This is a genomic window from Christensenella minuta (genome assembly GCF_003628755.1).
GTDB lineage: Bacteria > Bacillota > Clostridia > Christensenellales > Christensenellaceae > Christensenella > Christensenella minuta.
Genome location: NZ_CP029256.1, coordinates 1,390,167 through 1,411,770 on the forward strand (window position 1 = coordinate 1,390,167; position 21,604 = coordinate 1,411,770).

A 21,604-nucleotide genomic window follows, 5' to 3' on the forward strand; every position below is an offset into this window, starting at 1 on the left:
AAACTCTATTAGTTTATCATCATGGCGCGTCTTTTTCAAGCGTACGCGCGCCTGCAGGCGACCTGTGCCGCTTTTATTTTCCAGCCCTGCGCCGCAGCAGCAGGATCACCGCCGCGGCGGCGGCCGCGCCCGCGATGACGGCAATGACGATCCACGGCGTCATATCCTTCGTATCCCCGGTCTGCGGCCCGTCTTCCTGCTTCGCTCCGTCATCCGCAGGAACGCTGCTTTCGGCCTGCTTCCTGTTCGCAAGCACATATTCGGAGCAATGTCTGAGGGTAAACGCCGCGTATCCGGCGCTGTCCACGTTTTGCGTACTGATATCGTCATAGCCCGTTCCGTTGAAATAATACAGGTACGTCTCTTCGCCCGCTCCAAACGGCGGCACGGCAAGCACGGATACCGTCGCTTTGCCGGGAAGCGCCCCGCTGTGCCCGAAGTTCAAAAACAACAGCTTCGTCCCCTGCGGAAATACCGCCGCGTTCTTCGCCGCCTCGCCGGGCGTATTGGAAAACGCAAGGCTCATATCCATTGCAGCCGCAATATCCGTACCGTGGAATACGAACCGTGCGACCACCTTCCCCGCATCATCCAGAACCGCAAAAATAATCGTCTTATCCTGTCCCTTGATCTGTTCAAAGATTTCTTGGGGAACGGCCGTTCCTTCCCCCACCGGGATCAGCAGCGCCTGCTGCGGACTGAGGGCGGACAAGGCTTCCTTTATTTTCCCGAGGTCGAGACCCCCCTCCCTCTTCGGCAATGAAACGATTTCCTTGCCCTCCGCGCCCGGTATCTGCGCTTCCTGCACGATGGTGACCGTTTTGCTCACCGACCTGGTATCGTCCGCTGTACTTGTCGCCGTGACCACAACCGTTCCCGTAGCTTTTGCGGTGAACAGCACCGCCGTTTCCCCGCTGCGTCCGGCCTCCGTCCGGATATCGATGCTGTCGAGATCGCCCGCATAGCTCCACCGGATCCCGGAAAATTCTTCTTCGTTTGGGGTGACCGCCGCCGCCGCGGAGAAATCCGCCGTCTGCCCGACCTCCAGGCAGACCGTATCCACACTGTCGATGCTGACGCTTTCCACGCCCATTTGTTCGGCAATATTATTCTGCCGCAGCAGGATGCTTTCCGCACTGCTCATTGTCGCAAACGTCCAGCAGGAAGGAATCCATCCCTGGTTTTTCACCGGGGTAACCGCGCCAATATCCCGCAGGTCGAATTTTTCCGGCAACTTTGTAACCGGATCGGCCGTCCTGCCCTGCGGCAGGATGCTGGTCTTGTTCTGGCCGCTATTGGATGCGCTGTCCGCCGCTGCCGCCGGAGCGGAAAGCTCTCCCGCACTCTCGAGCTGCGCCGCGCTGAATGCCCGGCCCGCTCCCCCCTGCGAGGAATCGTCCGTTCCGCCGCCTGCGCCGTCTGTAAACGCCTTGATACAGTTGTTTGCGGAATATTTCGCGGAAATATCGGTCCAGTCCCGTCCGTCGGTGCTAGTAAAACTCTGTCCGGCCTGCGCCCGCGCCCTGTCGGAACGGCCGGTGATCGGCATCTCAACCGCCGCGACGACGTCGCTTCCGTCCCGGTTTTGCAGCCGCACGGTCACGCTGAACTCTTCTCCTGCGCCGACGGGGAGCCCTTCGCCAAGCTCCACCGTATAATATCCCTTATATTTATGGGTTCCGCTCGCCACATGGCGCGTCTCCCCGTTCACCTCGAGATAAACGTCATAATCCTGATCCTCGTGCATGGAGTAAAACGACACAGCCTTCACGTCCTGCCTGTCCGCTGCCGTAAACACGTTTTTCGTATAAAGCACCTTGCCCCGCGAATATTGGCTGGGCTCGTAGAGGTTCGTATAGCCAAGCGGGTCGTACTGGTAAATATTATCGTAATCGTTCGCCGGATCGTCCACAAATACGGCGGCAGCGGGATTGGCGGACAAGTCCGCGCTATAATAGGAAATATAGAAAAAACCGTTCTGCCCCTTTTCCGTTCCATAATTATTTTTGGCGATGAACGCGCCGTCGCCCGCGGGCGTATACGGTTTTCCGTCCACGGTCACCGTGAATTGCTCCGCCGGGACTGTGTCGTCCCATCCGACCAGCGAGATCGCGTGTCCGCCCCCGGCCATATCCGCTTCCGGCTTGAAATAATACGAACCGGTCGCGTCGTAATACCCGCCTTCACCCTCTTGGTGGCGGATTCCGCAATAGATCGCCCCATAAGTATAGATCGCGTTTTTATAATGGAGCGTATCTTCCGCCGTCTTTTCCCGGTCTGGCAGCAGGATCGCCTGCCGCAGGTGGTAGCGCGCAGGAAGCTGATGGTAGGTAAACTCGCTCACATCGCCGCCAAATTCGTCCAGCATATACGGGTCGTCCTCTTCCAGCACCGGGCCGCTCCACCGCGCAAGATAGGCGAGCGCCATATAAATATCTCCGCCGGAAAGCACCCCGCCGCGTCCTTCGGCCGGCGTATAGCAATCCTCGGAGGAATCCGCGTTGAGCATTGCGTTTAGCATATTGTATTCGGAAAAGTCAAGGCCCTCTGCCGCCTGTTTGGAAACCGCCAGCGTATATTCTTTCGCGGAAAAATGCCCGCCCGGGCTTTTTACCACGGCATAATAATCCCCTTCGGCAAGCTCCGCCGTGATACGCTGGTCCCCCGCAAGCGCGCTTGCGGCGACCTCCGCGCCGCCGCTGCCGAGAAGCGTAAGCGAATAGGCCGCGCCTTCTTCGTCCGGCTGGAACAGCAAAAGTTCTATGGGCGTCGCATAGCTGTAATGGAATTTGTAATAATCCACATCCTCAGCGCTGTGGATCGTGGCCCGGATTTTGGAAGGGAAGGAAACGCTCGCCGCCGTCTCCTGCGTGTCGTTGGGCTCGTACGCGTCGCCCGCGCCTCCTGCCGTATAGGAAAAGCGCTGCACATCGCCCGGGGCAGTGCCGTCTTTATAGGTGCGGGCGTTGATGACCGTATCCCTGTCGATCATAACCGCTGCCGTAGCGCTCCCGGAATCCACCGTGCCCGCCGCGCCCTGCGCTGGAACGGTTCCATCCGTGGTATACAAAATCTTCTCGTCCTCCGCCGAGGCACGCAGGGTCACCTGCGTTCCCGCCGCGACCGTGCCCGGCGCGGGATCCGCCGTTACCGTTCCGCTCTTCTGCACGGTATAGGCCGCCGAAGCAGGCTCACTGCTTTTGAGGCCCGCCTTCCGCGCGCTTGCCAAAATCCTGCTGTCCTCCGCCAGCGTCAGTTTGTCCGCCGGATTATACAGCGAAGCGCCGGGGAGCTTCGGCGACGTTCCGTCCAGCGTATAGTAGATCTCCGCGTCCGCCGTTTCGCTCGAAAGCCCAAGCCGCGTGCCCGCCGGATATTCCCCGGCCGCGGGGCCGAAGGCAACCGGCTTGCATGCTGCCGGCATAAACCGCGCGTTACCGGACGCAACCGGATCATATTCTTCACCCGCCGTCACGTCGATAAACGCGACGCCCACGCCGTCGAACTCCTCCTGCGTAAGCACTCCGTCCGCCACCGCCTGCGCAATCGCTTCCCGAAGCGACACCGTTCCCGTATACGGGATGCGTTCCGTCATCCTTGCTTCCTTGTTTTTCAGGGTGAACATCAGCATATAATAAATCGTTTCCCCGCCCGCAGGCGCAGTATCGGCTATCCGGACCGTAGTATCCTCTTCTGCCGCGTAAAGGTCCCCCTCTTCCGGCGGATCACAATTTTCAAAAACCAGGGAAAGCTTCGCAGGACCCTCCTCCGCAAATGCGAACGACGCGCAGGAAAATACCGCGCTCACCGCTAAAACCACTGTCAATAACAGACATACCGTTCTTTTCATTTTATCTGCTCCGCCTCCATAGCCGTGCCTGTAGTGCACACCGTCAATTTTTATCCGGTATTATTATATCATGCCTGCAGTAAGCCCGCATTACCGGATGGGTAAAATTTAAAATATTTCACGGAATCCCATCCACGCATTTTTGTGTCGCAGCGCGCCGCCGTTATGAACCGGCAAATCCTGCGGACGCCTTTCGCCGTATTTTTTCAAGCGGCCCTCAAACGCTCTTGCTTTCGGCCCGGCGGCATCAGTTCTTCACTTGGCCGGACAGGGCGGCGGCGACTTCCCGCGTTGAAATTCCACTTCCGGTCCGGTATAATATTAACGATAAAAGATGAAGGGAGAAATGTGGATGTACCGGGCCGCGATCTGTGAAGACGATCCAACTGTATCAAAGGACCTGCATGGCCTTTGCCGCCAAATTTTATCAGAGAGTGGTATCTCTTTCGATATTACGGTTTTTTCCGGCCCTGAGGCCCTGCTCCGCATGCTGGAGAAAGACCCGGCGGCCTTCCATGTCCTGCTCCTTGATATCAAAATGGAGCCCATGAGCGGCCTCGAACTCGCACGCCGCCTGCGGGAGGCAGGCAACCGCGTCAGTATTATTTTTGCAACAGGATATGAGGAATACCTGCGGGAAGGCTATGACGTCCAGCCCGTGCATTTCCTTTTAAAACCAGTCACAAAGGCGGCGCTGCAAAAGGCGTTCGACACCGATCTCAAGCTTAACCATATCTCCAAAACGGTTTCGCTGGAATATGGAAGCAGACGTTTCTCTTTTGACGCAGACCATATTTTATATTTGGAGAGTCAGGACCACAATCTGCATGTCTGGCTGGAAAACGATATGCGTTCTTTTCGCATTCCGCTGCACCGAATGCAGGAGGCGCTCCCCGCAGGCCGGTTTTGCCGCTGCCATAACAGCTTTATTGTAAATCTATCATATATCCGGGAAATCACGCGCACGGAGGTTCGCCTTAATAACGGCAAAACGCTTCCGATCGGCCGCAATTATTCCCGCAGCCTGCAAAGCGCGTTCACCCGTTTTTTAAACCTCGGATAACTTTTCTTTTTCTGTCAGCCGCAGGGCGGTCTGCAGGCGAAACACGCCTCCGGAGCTGCTGATATCCAGAACTCCACCGTATTTTTTCGCGGTCTCTTCCATCAGGCGCATCCCATATCCGTGGGCGGCCGCATCCGCTTTGTCCGTCAGCGGCTTGCCCCTTCTGTCGCTTTTGACCTCTCCCGCGTATGGATTTTCGCAACGTATTGCAAGATAGTTTCCCTTTTTACTGATATTCAGGCAGATATACCGCTTCGCTGGATCGATAACCGTTTCGCATCCCCGCACCGCATTATCGAGCATATTCATCAGCAGACTGCTTAGATCGCTGTCGGCGATCCCGAGTTTTTGGGGCACGGCAGCGACCGCTTCAAACCGAATGCTTCCTTCCGCCGCCCGTGCCGCATAGCTTTGCAAAATGGCGTTGAGTAAAAAATTCCCCGTAAACCGCGTACGCATCATACCCGCTTCCTGTCCGTTCAAATCTTTCAGGTAGTTTCCAAGCCCTTCCACGTCCCCTTCCCGGTACAGAAAGTTCATTGCCGCCAGATGATTTTTTATCTCGTGCCGCATCGCGGCGTTCTCCCGCGCACTGCGCTCGATAGCGCGGTAGCTTCTGGAAATCAATTCGTTTTTCATGGCAAGCGCCTGCCGTCCGGCTTGCTCCCGGGCCGCCGCGCGCACCGCGCAAAAGACGGAAACGGCAATGCTTACGACCAGCAGGTAGGCCGTGAGCCAATAGATCAGTCCGCTATAATACCCGGCCGCCAGGTCCTCAAATTTCATATTGATATAAAAGGCAAAATAACTCCCGCAGGCAAGCGAAATGACGAAGGCGGCTGCGAGTACGGCTGCCGCACATAAGCTGAGTCTGCCAAAATACCGCCACATTCCGTATTTTCGGTTGAGCCATAGATAAACGACAATTAATATTGCCGGAAGAAATTCAAAAAAAGGATGATGGAAAACAGAGACCATTCCCTCTGGCAGGAAAATGATTCCCATCCCTTCCGTCATGCGGCAAAACAGCATGGCCAGCGCGGCAGCCGCGAGCAGGAGGAGGCTGAAATCCTTTTTTCGCATAAACAGGCTAAACAGAAACAAGCCGCACGCGGCCACAAAAACGCATCCGTAAATGCCCGCGCGTATCCCATAGTAGTTGGCATATGCATACGCCTGGCCGTCCTCGATCCATACGGAGGTTATAAAGGGGACCGGCGTCATATATTCTTCGTCCGTTCCCAAAAAGCGGTACCGCATAGCGAGCGGCTTACCTGCATAATCTTCGGGCAGATCGATCTCTACGGAAGCCGCCGGGCTTCCCGGCGCAATCCGCTCGGAATAAAGTTCCCGCCCGTCCAGTTCAAATGCAACTTCGCCCGCTGAAGACAGAAAAACCAGCTTTCCGTCCGCGGGCCCCTGCGGAAGCCGTGCGGAAAGCACGTAGGTATCTCCGCTGTCCAGGCCTTCGACGCTTCCGTAGGCATCGACGGGGCACGGCGTTTTTACGCCGTCTTCGCCAATCCGGTACGCTTCGTTCCACACGATATAGGACTGTGTTTGCCGGAAGTAGGTAAATGTAAATAAAAAGCCTGCTATCCCGGCACAAATCAAAACGAAGGCGAGTATCCCCATCCACAATGAGATATTTTTCCGTTTCATCGCTTTTTCCCTTTGTCCGTTCCATACATTGGCAAACATTCTGCCGCCGCCCGTTTCAAGCATCTCACATTTTATTCTTTCCGTCAAATCTTTTGCCGCTCCGTGCCGTTTACGGCCTGGAACCGGTTGTTTACGGCTTCGCTGTTGAATGCGCCGGAGCTTTCACAGTAAAATACAGGTAAGAGAAATTTTTCATTTTAAACGGAATAACACATATATCCATTGGGAAAGGCAATACCCGCGCAGTGCTGAGAAACAGCGGCACCGCGGATTTTGCAAGCCGCAAATGCAAAAGCCGCGGAAACTCCCGGCCGGATGAATGAAAGTCCGGCCGGTCTCTGAAACACAAAAAAACAGCAGGAGGAAAAAACATGAAAAAAAAGATCGTATGCGTTTTGTTATCGTTTGTGCTGGTATTGGCGCTTATACCGACAGCATTTGCGGTCGCGGATGTTTGTACGATTACCGTGACGGTAAAGGACGCAGATGAGACGGAGACCTTGATTGCGGGAGCCGAGGTAAACCTGGGCAATTTCAGCGAAACGACCGCTCCTACCGGATCATGCACGCTCGTCGTCCCACAGGGAACAAGCGGGAACCTAACCGTATATAAAGACGGATGGGTGATTTTTTCCACGGAAATCACGGCGCAGGACACAGCGGGCGAAATCCTCTCCCGCGAGGTTTTCCTTACCAAGAACATCTGGACGCTTACCGGCACCGTAACGAACGAAGACGGCGTCCCTGTTCCCGACGCAGAGGTGAGCTGGGGCAGATATGAAACAACGTCCGGCCCTGACGGTAAATATGCCCTGGACGACCTTCCGGCGGGGACGGCTAACTTCACGGTATATGCGGAAGGCTATGTCGTCTATTCCGAGGCAAATATGGAAGTGCGGCACGGCATGCCGGAGAAAAACGTCGCGCTGAACTTCCACACGCTTTCCGGGGAAATCACGGATGAAGACGGCAACCCCGTTTCCGGAGCGGAGGTAAATTGGGGCAACTATGCCGCGTTCACGGATGATAACGGCTATTACAGCATGAAAGTCCTTGCGGGAACCGCAAACCTTATCGCATATAAGGAAGGCTACGTTATCTATTCTTATCCTGCCTTCACCGTAAGCGGCGCTGCGGCGGAAGAGGATATTGTCCTTTCGCTCCCGCCCCACACGCTGGAAGGAACCATAACAGACGCAGCCGGCAACCCTGTTCCCGGCGCTGAGGTGAATTGGGGCAACTATGCCGCGTTTACGGACGATAACGGCCATTACAGCATGCAGGTTCCGGCGGGGACGAACAGTCTTACCGTATATGCGGACGGATTCCTGATTTTTGCGGAACCCGGCTTCGCCGTAGCGAACGGCACAATTGAGAAAAACATCGTCCTGGAAGCCAACCTTTGTACGCTTGCGGGGACGGTAACGGACGCAAACGGCAAACCTGTTTCCGGAGCGGAAGTGAACTGGGGCAACTATGCCGCGTTCACGGACGATAACGGCTATTACAGCATGGAGGTCACAGGCGGGATCGCAAACCTGACGGTATGCATAGACGGCTCCGCCGTATACAGCGAGAAAGATTTTGCCGTAGGAAACGGCATTCTGAACGAAAAGAATATCGTCCTCAACACGGCGGCAAACCCTGCCGCGCCCAAGACCGGAGACGGCACGACAGCGCTTCCCTATGTTTTCCTCGCGGGAGCAAGCCTTGCTGTCCTGTACCTTACGCTGAGAAAACGTCATGCCTATAAATAATTCGCTTGCCTCCGGCAAGGATTGCAACGCGAATGCAGCGTTAGGCTAAACAAAAAGGAGCGAAACAATTCGCTCCTTTTTGTTCCGGCGAAAAAAGCGGGCAAAGGCTGCCCGGCTGCACTTCCCGCAGCCCGACCGGTTCCGGAAAAAAGACCGCGCCGCTCGGCACAGCCATTTTAATTTATTTCTTCGTTACGGCATCTCCGGCAAAATGTAGGCGGAGCCATCTTCCGCCCGCAACATACAAATCTTCGTACCGTATACCTCCTCAAGGATATCTTTTTTCAGGATATCCCCCGTAGGGCCATATTCGATCACGCGCCCCTTTTTCATCAGTACGACCTGGTCGCAGTAATGACTCGCAAGGTTTAAATCGTGCAGCACGCATACGCACAGCATCCCCCTGCTGCGTACAAGCGAGCGCACCAGCGAAAGGATGCCCACCTGGTGCTTGATATCAAGGCTTGCGACCGGCTCGTCCAGAAGCAGGATGCTTGACTCCTGGCACAGCGCGCGCGCAATAATCATGCGCTGCCATTCCCCGCCTGAAAGCCCTGTGACAGACCTGTTCTCAAGGTGGCCGATGCCCGTTTTCCGGATACATTCGCGCGCCAATTCCACATCTTCCGGCGTGTCGCTTTCAAAGGTTTTCTTGTGCGGGTTGCGCCCCATCAGTACAGTCTCAAGCACGGTAAAATCATATTCCAGAGCGTAATTCTGCGGTACGAGCGCCATTTTTTTGGCAAGCGCTTTCGCGCCCAGCGCGCCTACGTCCCCGCCATCCAGCCTGACAGTGCCCTGCCGGGGCCTCAAATAGCCTGAGATCACGCGCAGCAGGGTCGTCTTGCCTGCGCCGTTCGGCCCCAGCACGCCCACCATACCGCCGCTAAGCGTCAGGGAAATATTATGCAGGATGGGCGTATCGTCTATTGTAAGGCATACGTCTTTGATTTCGATACTCATAGCCTATACCCCCTTCCGTCCGCGCCGCAGTAAAAAAATAAAGAACGGCACGCCCAGTATTGACGTCACGATGCCCACCGGCATCTCCTGTCCGGAAAGTATGACGCGCGCAATGATATCGCACACGAGTAAATAAGCGCCTCCGCCCACAAAGCATAAGGGCATCAGCTTTTTGTTATCCGGCCCTGCGGCCATGCGCAAAAGGTGCGGCACCATCAACCCCACGAATCCGATAATTCCGCTGACCGAAACCGCCACAGCGGACAGCAGCGAGGTCAGTATAAGCATATTCCTGCGCGTCTTATGCGTATCGACGCCCAAGCTGCGCGACACCTCGTCCCCGTTGAGCATGATATTTAAGGGCTTTGCATAGAGCATCAGCAATGCCGAGCAAACGAGGACCGCCGGCAGCGCAATAGCTACCTTTTCCCACGACATACTTGCGAGGCTGCCCATATTCCACATGACAACATTTTCCATCTTATCGCGGTTTAAAAGCATAATCAGGTAGATAATGGCCGAGAACATAGCGCTCATGGAAAAGCCGGACAGCAGCAGCGAAAAGGTCGATACCTTGCCGCGTATGCGCGAAATGTTGTACACCACAAGCACGGCAATCAGCGCGCCCAAAAAGCTGAATACAGCGACCGTTCCCGCGCCGAACACCGTGGCCGTCGTAAAAAACGTCATGGCAACCGTCGCTCCCAGCGCCGCGCCCGAGGAAACGCCCAGCACAAATGAATCCGCCATCGGGTTTTTGAACACCCCCTGCAGACAGCAGCCTGAAACAGCAAGTGCCGCTCCCACCAAAAAGGCGCCGATTGCACGGGGGAGGCGGATATTCAAAAAGATATTATACATTGCCTGCGAAGCCGTGCCGTCGAGCACACGCGCAAATTCCGCAAACGAAAAACCCGAACTCCCCACAAAAAAGGCGCACACAAAGGCGGCAATGCCCCCTAAAATGAGCGCCAGTAAGATCATCTGGAATTTTGCAGGTTTTTTGGCCATCGGTATCCCCGTTACTTGTTCAGTATCTCGCTGATCTCGAGGACAGCCTCGCCGATACGCGGACCGGGACGCGTAAACACATCCGCGTCAATCGCGTATACATTGCCGTTCCTGACAGCGGTCAGGTCCTTATAGCCCGCTACCTCCGCAAGGGCCTCCGTGCTGCCCATGCTGCTGTCCAAAAGGATGATATCCGGGTCCGCCGCTGCAAGATCCTCCAGTGAATATTCGATCCACGGCGCGGCTTGGTCGGCTGTGATACACTTGCCGCCGGCAAGCTCGATCATGGTATTGATAAAGCTGCCGGGGCCGCTCGTCCAGTTACCCATGTCGCCATAGCTCATCGCATAATAAACCGTCTTTTCTTCGGACGGCTGATTGTCCTGTGCGCTTTTCACAGCCGCGTCGATATCCGCCGTAACCTGCTCAGCCACGTCCTCCATACCCACGATCTTGCCCACCAGTTCGATGGATTTAGGGATATCGTCAAAGGCCGTCGCCTCCACGACCACCACTGTGATGCCCATTTCACCTAATTTGTCGACCGCATCCTGCTGCAAACCCGTGCCCGCCAGCACGACATCCGGTTCCAATGCCGTTACTTTCTCCACATCCGGGCCGTTGAAGTCCCCGACGATCTCGATGCTCTGCGTAATCTCCGGGTAATTGGAATACGCATCGATGCCCACCAACTGCTTGGCCGCGCCCAGCGCGCACACGATCTCCGTGCCTGCTGGCGTCAGGGAAACGATCCTGTCTGCTTTTTCAACGGTTACCTCGTCTCCCGCCATATCCGTTACGCTGACGCCCGCCGCGGGCGCGGACCCGGAAGGCTGTGCCGCCAGCTCGGACGGGGAAACTGATGCTTCCTGTGCCGCCTCCGCGCTCACGGAAGCGGCCGGTTCACTCTGCGCACATCCCGCGAACACGGAAATACAGAGTATGACACAGGCAAATAATGCAATCCATTTTCTATTCATTTGAAAACTTCCTTTCATAGGCCGCCCCTGTAAACGGGGCGCCAATATTTTATTGAAAATAAAAAACACCCCTTCGGCATTCGCAAAAAAGGCGTTACGCACTTTTTTCTTCCCGCCGAAGAAAAAACGTTTCCAAACCGGCAGGTTTTCCGACTTGACCTCATCACGTCCTGCGCGCCTTCCCGGTTTTCACCAGTGGCATTTACGTGGTTTTCCACAAATTCCGGACAAATTTCCCGTCCGGCGCAGGCGCTCCGTCACACGGCAGCGGTGGGCTGTAGCGGCATACGCTTTCCCTATTATCCGGTTCCCCGGCACCAATTTGGTTCAATTACGGATATAAATATACCACAAGACGCCCCGTAACTCAATGAGCTTTTACCGCATCCGTCATTATTTCCAACTTTTTGCAGCCGCAGCCGCAGAATCTGTGCGTTTTCGCGCAAACAACTATTGCATAATTATTCATTTCAATGTATAATTATTAATGTCAATTGAAAATCCGGGGCGTTTTGCCGCGCTCCGTACAAAAAGGAGCTGTTTGGAACATGATTAATGTCAGTGTAATTGGCGCAACGGGCTATGTCGGGGCCGAGCTGCTGCGGCTGCTCAGCGCCCACCCCGGCGTACAGATCAATAAGGCCGTATCAAAGAGCTTTGCAGGAAAGAAGCTGCATGATATTTATGCAAACTTCCTGCCGGAAAGGGAGCTGGAGCTGCAGGAAAGCGGCGGTAAATTCGGCGCGGACGATTTTGTATTCCTATGCCTGCCCCACGGCCAATCCCTTGTGGCGGCGCCTCCTCTCTTGAAAAAGGGGCATAAGGTGATCGACCTTTCGGGTGATTTCCGTTATGACAACACGGATATTTATGAGAAATGGTACGGAATTTCACATTCCGCAAAAAAAGAAAACCGCGAAGCTGTTTACGGTCTCCCCGAATTTTTCGGAGCGGAGGTAAAGAAAGCGAATTTCACTTCTAATCCGGGGTGCTATACCACAACGAGTATCCTTGCGCTGGCGCCGCTCCTCAAGGAAGGACTGATCTGCGAAAAAGGGATCGTGATCGACGCGAAATCAGGTGTTACGGGGGCTGGCCGGAAGGAGAAGCTTGCTTTTTCCTATTGCGAGACTGCCGGCAATTTCAAAGCTTATTCCGTGCCCCTGCACAGGCATACTTCCGAAATCGAGGAACAGCTGTCGAAGCTTTCCAGGAAGGATGTCTGCCTGCTCTTCACGCCGCACCTGCTGCCCGTAAAACGGGGCATCCTGGCAACGGTTTATGCCGATCTTATGGAGGGCGTTACCCCGGAAACGGTCACCGCGGCATACGAAAAATATTATGCGGACGCCCCGTTCACGCATGTGCTGCCCCACGGCAAGCTCCCCGAGCTGAAATATGTAGTGGGTTCCAATAATTGTATGATCGGTTTTGAAGTTTCGCCGCGCACCGGCAAAATCATCGTTGTCTCCTGCACCGACAACCTTATCAAGGGTGCGGCCGGCCAGGCGGTGCAGAATTTCAACCTGATGAACGGCTTCGACGAAACGTTGGGCCTTCCCCGCACCGCATGGTACCTGTGATGGAAGCAAATTAAATTTCAAATAAATAAAGGTGAAAATTATGGAAGATCAAAAAATGGAACAATATCTGGAACGCGCACACATGCTGGTAGAGGCTCTTCCTTACATCCAGCGGCTGTTCGGCAAAACCATCGTTATCAAATACGGCGGGGCCGCCATGATGCATGACGACCTCACGCAGAAGATCATGGAGGATATCACGCTGCTGAAATTCGTCGGGATGAACCCGATCCTCGTGCACGGCGGTGGACCGGACATCAATCATATGCTCGATTCCCTCGATATCAAGCCGAATTTTGTGGACGGCCTGCGCGTGACCGACGACGCCACCATGGAAGTGGTGCAGATGGTGCTGACGGGTAAGATCAATAAAGAGATCGTCGCCAAGCTGAACGGCATGGGCGCGTCGGCAATCGGCCTGTGTGGGATCGACGGAAATATCATCAAGGCAGTAAAAGCGCCGCCCAAAAACGGCGTGGACCTTGGCAACGTCGGGCAGATCACATCCATTAACACCACGCTTCTGAATACCCTCGCGCACGACCAGTATATCCCGGTCATTGCGCCTGTCGGCACGGGCGACCATGGAGAAAGCTATAATATCAACGCGGATACGGTCGCGGGGGCGATTGCGACGGCGCTCAAGGCGGAAAAACTGATCTTCCTCACCGATACGGACGGCATCCGTACGAAGGAAGATGATCCCGAATCCCTCTTGTATGTAGCTTCCAAAACGGATATACTAAATATGATTGAAGAGGGTAAAATTACAGGAGGGATGCTCCCCAAGGTGCAAAGCTGCCTTTCCGCCATTGAAAAAGGCGTAGGGCGCACCCATATCCTGAACGGCACGATCCCGCACCCGATCATCCTCGAAATTTTTACGGATTCCGGTATCGGGACGATGGTAACGGGCTGAGGTTCCCGGCAGCCGGTTATTTTGGAGAAAAATATGACATACGATGAACTGAAGAAACTGGATTCTGAATACTATATGAAAACCTTCGGCACCCGCCTGCCCGCCGTGTTTACAGGCGGCAGCGGCGCAGTCCTCACGGACGCGGAGGGCAAGGAATACATTGATTTCCTTGCGGGAATTGCGGTCAATTGCCTCGGCTATTCAGACGAAGGCTTCCAGGCGGTACTCAAAGGCCAGGTCGATTCCGGCGTGATCCACACCTGCAACTATTTTTATAATGAGCCGCAAGCACGCCTCGCGCAGCTTTTATGCGAAAAGACAGGCATGGACCGTGTGTTTTTCGGCAACAGCGGCGCGGAGGCAAACGAATGCGCCCTCAAACTGGCAAAGAAATATGCTTATAGCAAAGGGAAGGATTCGGACCGGTTCGTCGCGCTTAAGAAAAGCTTCCACGGCCGTACGCTTTTCACGCTCTCCGCAACCGGGCAGGAAAAGTTCCACGAACCTTTCCGCCCGACGGCCTATGATTTTACTTATATCGACGCAAACGATATGGAAGCCGCAAAATCCGCAGTCACAGCGGATAAATGTGGTGTAATAGTTGAAGTAATACAGGGTGAAAGCGGCGTGCTTCCCCTGCGCGAAGAATTCGTTTCACTCATCCGCGCGTTGTGTACGGAAGCCGATGTTCCCCTTATCATCGACGAAGTACAGACAGGTATGGGCCGCACGGGCCGCCTGCTTGCGCAGGAGCATTACGGCGTAAAAGCAGATATTACGACGCTTGCCAAAGCGCTTGGAAACGGCGTTCCGATCGGCGCTTGCCTGGCATCCGGACCTGTCGTCGATGCTTTTGGCCCGGGCGACCACGGCTCTACCTTCGGCGGGAACCCGCTCGCGTGTGCGGCAGGACTCTACGTAACGGAAAGGATCGACGACAGGATGCTCTCCCATATTGAGAATATGGGAGCTTATTTCAGGGAACAATTGGAGTTCCTGATGGCAAAATATCCTGAGTTCATTGTCGGCGTGCGCGGAAAGGGATTGCTCCTCGGCGCCGAATTATCCGGCAAAGCCGATGCGCATGCAGTGCAGGACGAGCTTCTCAAGAAGGGTTTTGTGATTGGAACGGCCGGAGGGAATACGCTCCGGTTCGCGCCGCCGTATATCATTATGCAAAAACAGATCGGCCTTTTGATCGAGACGCTCGACCGGCTATTCCAATGATGTTCAAAGCAGGCGCAAGCGTCTGCTTTTTTAAAAAGATTAGAGTTTGCAAGAGAAAGGGAATGCAAGATGCCAAAACTTACAGATATTGAAAAAATACTCGTGATCGGCTCCGGCCCTATTATTATTGGCCAGGCTGCGGAATTCGATTACAGCGGCACGCAGGCGTGTAAGGCCCTGAAGGAAGAGGGCTATGAGGTCGTGCTCATCAATTCCAATCCCGCCACGATCATGACAGACCTCAATATGGCGGATAAGGTATATATCGAGCCGATCACCCTCGATACGGTCATTCGTATCCTCAAAAAGGAAAAGCCCCAGGGGATTATTGCCACGCTGGGCGGGCAGACCGGCCTCAACATGGCCATTGAGCTTGATGACTGCGGCATCCTGCCCAAACTTGGCATCCGGCTTCTCGGTACGCAGCTCGATTCCATCCGGCTGGCGGAAGACCGCGAGCTGTTTAAAGACCTGATGGTAAAGACCGGTCAGAAGACCACCCATTCTACCATTGTCACCTCGCTTGAGGAAGCGGAAGCATTTTCACACGAATGCCCCTTCCCGCTGATCGTACGTCCCGCCTATACGCTGGGCGGTACGGGCGGCGGCGTTGCCCACGATATGGACGAGCTTAGGGATATCACCGCCCGCGGCCTTAAGATGAGCCTGATCCACCAGGTTTTGCTCGAACAAAGCGTTGCCGGCTGGAAGGAAATCGAATATGAAGTGATCCGCGACAATGCCGACAACTGTATCATCGTGTGTAATATGGAAAACATTGACCCCGTCGGCGTCCACACGGGCGACAGCATTGTTGTCGCGCCCTCGCAGACGCTTACGGACCGGGAATACCAGATGCTGCGCACCTCCGCGCTCAAGATCATCCGTGCGCTCGACATTAAGGGCGGCTGCAATATCCAGTATGCGCTCGACCCGAATTCCTACGACTATGTGGTCATCGAGGTGAATCCGCGCGTATCGCGTTCCTCCGCGCTCGCATCTAAGGCGACAGGTTATCCGATCGCCCGCGTTGCGGCGAAGATCGCGGTCGGCTATAACCTCGACGAGATTAAGAATTCCGTTACCGGGAAAACCTACGCCTGCTTTGAGCCTACGCTCGATTATGTGGTGACTAAGGTCCCCCGCTGGCCGTTCGACAAATTTACGGGAGCGGACCGGATCCTCGGCACGCAGATGAAAGCGACGGGCGAGGTCATGGCCATTGGCCGCAGCATTGAGGAATCGCTTTTAAAAGCGATCGACTGCCTCGACGTAAAGCTGAATTACAACCTCGGCATGAAAAATATCGACGACTGGACCCTGAACGAGCTTGACGAGTCGCTCCGCAATCCTGACGACGAACGTATCTTCGTGCTTTCAAAGGCGCTCGAACGCGGCTATACGGTCGAAAAGCTGCATGAGATCACCCAGATCGATGAATTCTTCATCAATAAGCTGAAAAACATCGTCGACCTTTCGAGCCGCCTTCGCAGCTATACCATCGAGGACCTGCCCGAGTGGGTGCTCCGCAAGTGCAAAAAAGCGGGGTTTGGCGACGGCTATATCGCGGACTGTATCGGTGCGCATGAATCGCAGATCACTTATATGCGCGGCGCTATGGGCATTCATCCGTCCTTTAAGAAAGTCGATACCTGTGCGGGCGAGTTCAAGGCCGTTACGCCCTACTATTACTCCACCTACGATAACGAAGACGAGGTGGAGCGGACCGACCGGAAAAAGGTCATTGTTCTCGGCTCCGGCCCGATCCGCATAGGCCAGGGCATTGAATTTGATTATTGCTCCGTTCATTCCGTAAACACCCTGAAAGAAATGGGCTATGAGTCCATTATCATCAATTCCAATCCTGAAACGGTATCCACGGACTTCGATACGTCGGATAAACTGTACTTCGAGCCGCTCACCAAGGAATGCGTGCTCGATATCATCGACAAGGAAAAACCGGAGGGCGTTATCGTCCAGTTCGGCGGGCAGACGGCGATTAACCTTGCCAAACCCATCGTGGATACCGGCAAAACCGTGCTCGGCACCACAGTCGAAGATATCGACCGTGCCGAGGACCGGGATAAATTCCTCCATGTGTTGCAGGAGCTCAGCATTCCCCTGCCGAAAGGCGACACCACCTTCTCCCTCGAGCATGCGCTCGAGGCGGCGGCGGAGATCGGCTATCCGGTTCTGGTACGCCCTTCCTACGTCCTCGGAGGACGCGCGATGGAGATCGTTTACAACGACGCCGAGCTGACGGAATACATGACCATGGCAGCCGAGGTCTCGCCGGATAAGCCGGTGCTGATCGACAAATATGTGGTTGGTAAGGAGATCGAACTTGATGCCGTATGCGACGGCGAGGATGTGCTCGTCGTAGGCATCATGGAACATTTGGAACGCGCGGGCGTGCACTCGGGCGACAGCTTTGCGGTCTATCCCACGCAGACGATCTCCAAGGAAGCGAAGAAAAAGGTGGCGGAATACGGCATCGCCCTCGGGCGGGCGCTTAACGTAAAGGGGCTTTTCAATATCCAGTTCGTTATGGACGAAAAGGAAAATGTGTATGTCATCGAGGTGAATCCGCGCGCAAGCCGTACGGTACCTATCCTTTCCAAGGTTACAGGGGTGCCGATGGTCGGTCTTGCGACGCGCATCATGCTTGGCGAAACGCTCAGGGGCATGGGCTACGCGACTGGCGTACATAAGGAGTCGCGGCTCGTAACCGTCAAAGCGCCTGTATTCTCCTTCTCCAAGCTTGCCACGGTAGACACCTTCCTCGGGCCTGAGATGAAGTCTACGGGCGAGGTCATGGGAACGGACCGCACTTTCATTAAAGCACTGAAGAAGGCGTTCCTCGCTTCTGGAAGCAGCATCCCCGACAAGGAAGGAACGATCCTTGTCAGTGTTGCCAACCGCGATAAGGAGGAGGCCCTCGGCATCGCGAAGCAAATGAAGGAATGTGGTTTCGCTCTCGCGGCTACGCCGGGCACGCATCAGTATTTCAGCGAGCATGGGTTTGAGACGGAGCTGGTGCCCAACGAGAAGGTGCTCGATCGCATCAAGGCCGGTGATTTTTCCCTCATCGTCAATACCCCTACGCGCGGCAAACAGAAGACGCGCAGCGGGTTCCGCCTGCGCCGCACGGCCGTTGGATTCAATGTTCCGTGCATCACGTCGATGGATACGGTAAATTCCATGCTCAAGGTCCTCCAGTCGGATGATAAGCTGAGCATCATTCCCCTCGGCGACTACAAATAAGGGGGACGGCGCCATGATGGATCAGATTTTACTGGTAAAAGCCACAGATGCCGACGCGCAGGAGGTCCTCGAGATCACCAAACGCGCTTTCGACCTCTATGCTAAAGAAATCCGCAAGCGTGAGAGCGTGGCGGCCCTGTATGAGACGCTGGACGATGTGCTCTCGGATATTCATCATAAGAACGTTTACCTTGCCAGGATCGACGGTGAGATCGTAGGCAGCGTCCGCTTTGAGCTTCTAACGGACGGCATCGCCTACCTGAGCCGCTTCTCCATCGATCCCGAGGCGCAGAACCTTGGCATCGGCGGCCTGCTCCTGGAAAAGGTGCGTATCGAATGTCTTTCCATGGGGGTGCGCGCGATCGCGCTGCATACCGCATCCAAGATGCGTTCCACAGTGGCTTTTTATTTGAAAAACGGTTATTATATCCATTCCATTTCCAAGGACAGCGATTATATCCGTGCCCTTATGGTGAATGAGATCTGCGAAATGGATGAAATGTTTGATTACGAAACGGTATGCGCCAAGGCGAAGCATTAGGTAATTTCCGCCGCAATATCGCGCCTTTGGGCAAACTTGATCCTTTGGGCGGTTCTGTTTTCCAGAAATCGCCATAAATGACGTTTGCTTTGCAGGATATTCGTTTATTTCAAATAAATAATATATTGGAGGAAGCTTATCATGGTATCATTGATTTTAGGCCTTTTGGCTCTTCTGTGCGATATCCTCGCATGGATCCCTACGCTGAACCTCGGTTATCTTTCGTTTATCGGCTTTGTACTCGCTATTGTCGCCGTTGCAACGGGCAGCAAGATCATTAAAGTGGATCCAAAGGACAAAAACGCGCGCGCAGGCAAGGCGATCGGCACGGTTTGTATCGTACTCGCGCTTCTGGCGGTTATTTTCTGGGTTATCCTGCTTCCGCTCGGCTGCATTGCGGCAATCTTCTAAACAGGGCTTTCAAACAAGGGATATACACAATATATCCCTTTTCTTCGATTTAAATTTATTGTTTTTCGATAAATTTTTATTGACATGTAATAAATCGCGCGCTATACTGATGCATGAAAGTGAATGGCTGGAGGTTTTTATGAAAAATTCCGGAAAAAAAACTGCGGGGGCGCTGAGCATCATACTGCTGATATGCATGGGCATCATCATTGCCCTGTTTGCTGCCACGCCGTTTTTGGCAAAATACATGTTCAGTTTGTATGTGGTGCAAAATCTTTTGTTCTGCTATACGGCGGGCGCGCTCTCTCTTTGGTTTTTGTATGAACTGCGCAAGTTAATTCTAAGCGTGCGTGACGGCAATCCATTCGTCCGCCGGAACGTAACGAGCCTGAAGCGGCTTTCACTGGCCCTGGCGCTGCTGATGGCGGATTTTATCTTCATCTTTTGTTTCGTGCCTTCTATTTCCAAGCTGCTGTGCATCGCGCTGCTGCTGCTCGGTACGTTGTGCGCCCGGGTGCTCGCCTTTCTGATTGAGCGGGCCGCGGAATACCGTGAAGAGATCGACCTGACTGTGTGAGGTGATACCGTGGCAATCCTTGTAAATCTTGACGTTATGATGGCAAAACGAAAAATCAGCTTAAACGAATTGTCTGCCATGGTAGATATATCGCTTGCAAATCTTTCTATCCTCAAAAACAACAAATGCCGGGCAATACGCTTTTCCACACTAAACGCGCTGTGCAGGGCGCTCGGCTGCCAGCCCTCCGATCTTCTGGAATACGTCCCGGACGAAGATATCTGATATAAGCCGCTCCATAATCCAGAAAAGATATTTCTGCCGCGCCACATCTCCCTGCGTACGCTGCGGTTGGTTCGTTTTACCCTGAAACAGATTTATCTCTCGGCCGATACGCTCGGGCACGTTTACTTTCCCAGCCAAAAGGAGGTTCTATGAATACCGAAACTATCCAAACGGCGCATTCTCCCGTTCCGAATAGCTGCACTGCCTGCGGCCCTGCGGTGCATGCACTAAAAAGGCAAACAAAAAACGGCGGAACATCTGTTCTGCCGTTTTATTTTGCTTGAGCCGTTTAGATAAACCGTACCGGGTTGCATTTCACACCCGGGCCCATCGTTGCGGAAAGGACCACGCTCTTCAAATACGTACCCTTTGCTGCCGACGGCTTTGCCTTCACGATCGCATCCATAATGGCTTTGAGGTTCTCGCGAAGCTGGTCCTCGCTGAAACTCTTCTTCCCGATCGGTACGTGGATGATCGCCGTTTTATCTACCCTGTATTCCACTTTACCGGCTTTGATATCATTGATCGCTTTCTCGATCTCCATCGTGACCGTACCGGATTTCGGGTTTGGCATGAGGCCCTTCGGCCCAAGGATTTTACCGATACGGCCGATCTGGCCCATCATATCGGGCGTCGCCACGATCACATCGAAATCGAACCAGTTTTCCTTTTGGATCTTCTCGATCATCTCTTCCGCGCCGACAAAATCCGCTCCTGCATCCTGCGCTTCCTTCGCTTTGTCGCCCTTCGTGATAACGAGCACACGTACTTTTTTACCGGTACCGTGCGGGAGGACAACAGCGCCTCTTACCTGCTGGTCTGCATGGCGGGGATCAACGCCCAGCTTCACGGAAAGCTCGATGGTTTCATCGAAATTCGCTTTCGCCGTTTCCTTGCAAACCTTCACCGCTTCTTCCGGGTCAAACAGGTTCATTTTGTCAAAGGACTTAACACTGTCCTGATACTTTTTTCCTCTTTTCATCGTTTAGCCCTCCACTTCTACGCCCATGCTTCTCGCCGTGCCGGCAATCATACTGACCGCCGCCTCGAGGCTTGCCGCATTCAGGTCGGGCATTTTTAAAGTTGCAATTTCTTCCAGCTGTGCGCGCGTAATCTTCGCAACCTTTTGCTTGTTCGGGACACCGGAAGCCTTCTCGATCTTGCATGCCTTTTTAATCAGCACTGCCGCCGGAGGCGTCTTGGTGATAAAGCTGAACGAACGGTCAGCATACACTGTAATCACAACAGGGATGATGAGGCCCGCCTGCTGCGCCGTCTTTTCATTAAACGCCTTAGTGAAGTCCATGATGTTGACGCCGTGCTGTCCAAGTGCCGGGCCTACCGGCGGTGCGGGCGTCGCTTTTCCTGCGGGTATCTGCAATTTGATATACCCTGCAATTTTCTTTGCCATTTTCTTTTCTCCTTCTTTTATATGATGTGGTGTGCGGCGTGAGGATTACGCCTCCCACTTTTAAACGTTTGCTTCGCTCACTTTCCTGAAAGGAACACATTGTTTCCTTTGGCGGTCTCCCATTCAAGTTATTTTGCCGCGCGCATTTTGGCGCTTGCAA

Annotated in this window: 16 protein-coding genes, 1 pseudogene and 1 riboswitch; of the genes and pseudogenes, 10 read left to right on the forward strand and 7 right to left on the reverse strand. The window is 54.3% G+C overall.

Annotated elements, in window-relative coordinates:
• Positions 1–73: 73 nt before the first annotated feature.
• On the reverse strand, positions 74–3,850 hold the full coding sequence (locus B1H56_RS06630) for a lectin like domain-containing protein (RefSeq protein WP_066523382.1): 3,777 nt from the start codon (positions 3,848–3,850) through the stop codon (positions 74–76).
• Positions 3,851–4,184: 334 nt separating this feature from the next.
• On the opposite strand from B1H56_RS06630, the gene B1H56_RS06635 reads away from it, so the two are divergent.
• Positions 4,185–4,913 (forward strand): LytR/AlgR family response regulator transcription factor, encoded by a 729-nt coding sequence (locus B1H56_RS06635; RefSeq protein WP_082770999.1) that lies wholly within the window; start codon positions 4,185–4,187, stop codon positions 4,911–4,913.
• Here the strand turns inward: B1H56_RS06635 and B1H56_RS06640 are convergent.
• Positions 4,899–6,662 (reverse strand): sensor histidine kinase, encoded by a 1,764-nt coding sequence (locus tag B1H56_RS06640; protein ID WP_066523384.1) that lies wholly within the window; start codon positions 6,660–6,662, stop codon positions 4,899–4,901. The two genes, B1H56_RS06635 and B1H56_RS06640, sit on opposite strands and share 15 nt — an antisense overlap.
• Before the next feature lie 284 nt (positions 6,663–6,946).
• Between B1H56_RS06640 and B1H56_RS06650 the strand changes: the two genes are divergently transcribed.
• Entirely contained in the window at positions 6,947–8,332 is a 1,386-nt protein-coding gene (locus B1H56_RS06650) for a carboxypeptidase-like regulatory domain-containing protein (protein ID WP_066523386.1), read from the forward strand.
• Between the two features lie 192 nt (positions 8,333–8,524).
• Here B1H56_RS06650 and B1H56_RS06655 read toward each other — a convergent pair.
• The 3 genes and pseudogenes from B1H56_RS06655 to B1H56_RS06665 all read right to left on the reverse strand — a co-directional run.
• A pseudogene (locus tag B1H56_RS06655) lies at positions 8,525–9,232 on the reverse strand (ABC transporter ATP-binding protein); the annotation flags it as partial.
• A 66-nt stretch (positions 9,233–9,298) separates the two neighbouring features.
• Positions 9,299–10,306 (reverse strand): FecCD family ABC transporter permease, encoded by a 1,008-nt coding sequence (locus tag B1H56_RS06660; protein ID WP_066523388.1) that lies wholly within the window; start codon positions 10,304–10,306, stop codon positions 9,299–9,301.
• 11 nt (positions 10,307–10,317) lie between these two features.
• On the reverse strand, positions 10,318–11,286 hold the full coding sequence (locus tag B1H56_RS06665; RefSeq protein WP_162938968.1) for an ABC transporter substrate-binding protein: 969 nt from the start codon (positions 11,284–11,286) through the stop codon (positions 10,318–10,320).
• 122 nt (positions 11,287–11,408) lie between these two features.
• A riboswitch (cobalamin riboswitch) is annotated at positions 11,409–11,623 on the reverse strand.
• A 211-nt stretch (positions 11,624–11,834) separates the two neighbouring features.
• Here B1H56_RS06665 and argC point away from each other — a divergent pair.
• The 8 genes from argC (at position 11,835) to B1H56_RS06705 (ending at position 20,033) form a co-directional block, all read left to right on the forward strand.
• Positions 11,835–12,869, forward strand: a complete 1,035-nt coding sequence (argC, locus tag B1H56_RS06670) for an N-acetyl-gamma-glutamyl-phosphate reductase (RefSeq protein WP_066523389.1) — start codon at positions 11,835–11,837, stop codon at positions 12,867–12,869.
• Positions 12,870–12,909: 40 nt separating this feature from the next.
• Positions 12,910–13,788, forward strand: coding sequence for an acetylglutamate kinase (gene argB, locus B1H56_RS06675; protein WP_066523390.1), 879 nt, complete (start codon positions 12,910–12,912; stop codon positions 13,786–13,788).
• 33 nt (positions 13,789–13,821) lie between these two features.
• Positions 13,822–15,015, forward strand: coding sequence for an aspartate aminotransferase family protein (locus B1H56_RS06680; RefSeq protein ID WP_066523391.1), 1,194 nt, complete (start codon positions 13,822–13,824; stop codon positions 15,013–15,015).
• Positions 15,016–15,084: 69 nt separating this feature from the next.
• Entirely contained in the window at positions 15,085–18,279 is a 3,195-nt protein-coding gene (gene carB, locus B1H56_RS06685) for a carbamoyl-phosphate synthase large subunit (protein ID WP_066523392.1), read from the forward strand.
• 13 nt (positions 18,280–18,292) lie between these two features.
• Positions 18,293–18,820: a GNAT family N-acetyltransferase gene (locus B1H56_RS06690; protein WP_066739612.1), complete on the forward strand. Its 528-nt coding sequence runs from the start codon at positions 18,293–18,295 to the stop codon at positions 18,818–18,820.
• A gap of 141 nt (positions 18,821–18,961) precedes the next feature.
• A complete protein-coding gene (locus B1H56_RS06695; RefSeq protein ID WP_066523393.1) occupies positions 18,962–19,231 on the forward strand; it encodes a hypothetical protein in 270 nt (89 codons plus the stop codon).
• A gap of 139 nt (positions 19,232–19,370) precedes the next feature.
• On the forward strand, positions 19,371–19,808 hold the full coding sequence (locus B1H56_RS06700) for a DUF2975 domain-containing protein (protein WP_066523394.1): 438 nt from the start codon (positions 19,371–19,373) through the stop codon (positions 19,806–19,808).
• A gap of 9 nt (positions 19,809–19,817) precedes the next feature.
• Positions 19,818–20,033: a helix-turn-helix domain-containing protein gene (locus B1H56_RS06705; protein ID WP_066523395.1), complete on the forward strand. Its 216-nt coding sequence runs from the start codon at positions 19,818–19,820 to the stop codon at positions 20,031–20,033.
• A gap of 289 nt (positions 20,034–20,322) precedes the next feature.
• Here B1H56_RS06705 and rplA read toward each other — a convergent pair whose 3' ends face one another.
• Positions 20,323–21,015, reverse strand: coding sequence for a 50S ribosomal protein L1 (gene rplA, locus B1H56_RS06710; protein ID WP_066523396.1), 693 nt, complete (start codon positions 21,013–21,015; stop codon positions 20,323–20,325).
• Positions 21,016–21,018: 3 nt separating this feature from the next.
• A complete protein-coding gene (rplK, locus tag B1H56_RS06715; RefSeq protein WP_066523397.1) occupies positions 21,019–21,444 on the reverse strand; it encodes a 50S ribosomal protein L11 in 426 nt (141 codons plus the stop codon).
• Between the last annotated feature and the right edge of the window lie 160 nt (positions 21,445–21,604).

Coding starts and splice junctions, on each gene's coding strand:
- B1H56_RS06680 (WP_066523391.1), top strand. CDS start 13,822: ATGACATACGATGAACTGAAGAAACTGGATTCTGAATACTATATGAAA.
- B1H56_RS06650 (WP_066523386.1), top strand. CDS start 6,947: ATGAAAAAAAAGATCGTATGCGTTTTGTTATCGTTTGTGCTGGTATTG.
- B1H56_RS06630 (WP_066523382.1), bottom strand. CDS start 3,850: ATGAAAAGAACGGTATGTCTGTTATTGACAGTGGTTTTAGCGGTGAGC.
- carB (WP_066523392.1), top strand. CDS start 15,085: ATGCCAAAACTTACAGATATTGAAAAAATACTCGTGATCGGCTCCGGC.
- B1H56_RS06700 (WP_066523394.1), top strand. CDS start 19,371: ATGAAAAATTCCGGAAAAAAAACTGCGGGGGCGCTGAGCATCATACTG.
- B1H56_RS06635 (WP_082770999.1), top strand. CDS start 4,185: ATGAAGGGAGAAATGTGGATGTACCGGGCCGCGATCTGTGAAGACGAT.
- rplA (WP_066523396.1), bottom strand. CDS start 21,015: ATGAAAAGAGGAAAAAAGTATCAGGACAGTGTTAAGTCCTTTGACAAA.
- B1H56_RS06660 (WP_066523388.1), bottom strand. CDS start 10,306: ATGGCCAAAAAACCTGCAAAATTCCAGATGATCTTACTGGCGCTCATT.
- B1H56_RS06690 (WP_066739612.1), top strand. CDS start 18,293: ATGATGGATCAGATTTTACTGGTAAAAGCCACAGATGCCGACGCGCAG.
- argB (WP_066523390.1), top strand. CDS start 12,910: ATGGAAGATCAAAAAATGGAACAATATCTGGAACGCGCACACATGCTG.
- argC (WP_066523389.1), top strand. CDS start 11,835: ATGATTAATGTCAGTGTAATTGGCGCAACGGGCTATGTCGGGGCCGAG.
- rplK (WP_066523397.1), bottom strand. CDS start 21,444: ATGGCAAAGAAAATTGCAGGGTATATCAAATTGCAGATACCCGCAGGA.
- B1H56_RS06695 (WP_066523393.1), top strand. CDS start 18,962: ATGGTATCATTGATTTTAGGCCTTTTGGCTCTTCTGTGCGATATCCTC.
- B1H56_RS06665 (WP_162938968.1), bottom strand. CDS start 11,286: ATGAATAGAAAATGGATTGCATTATTTGCCTGTGTCATACTCTGTATT.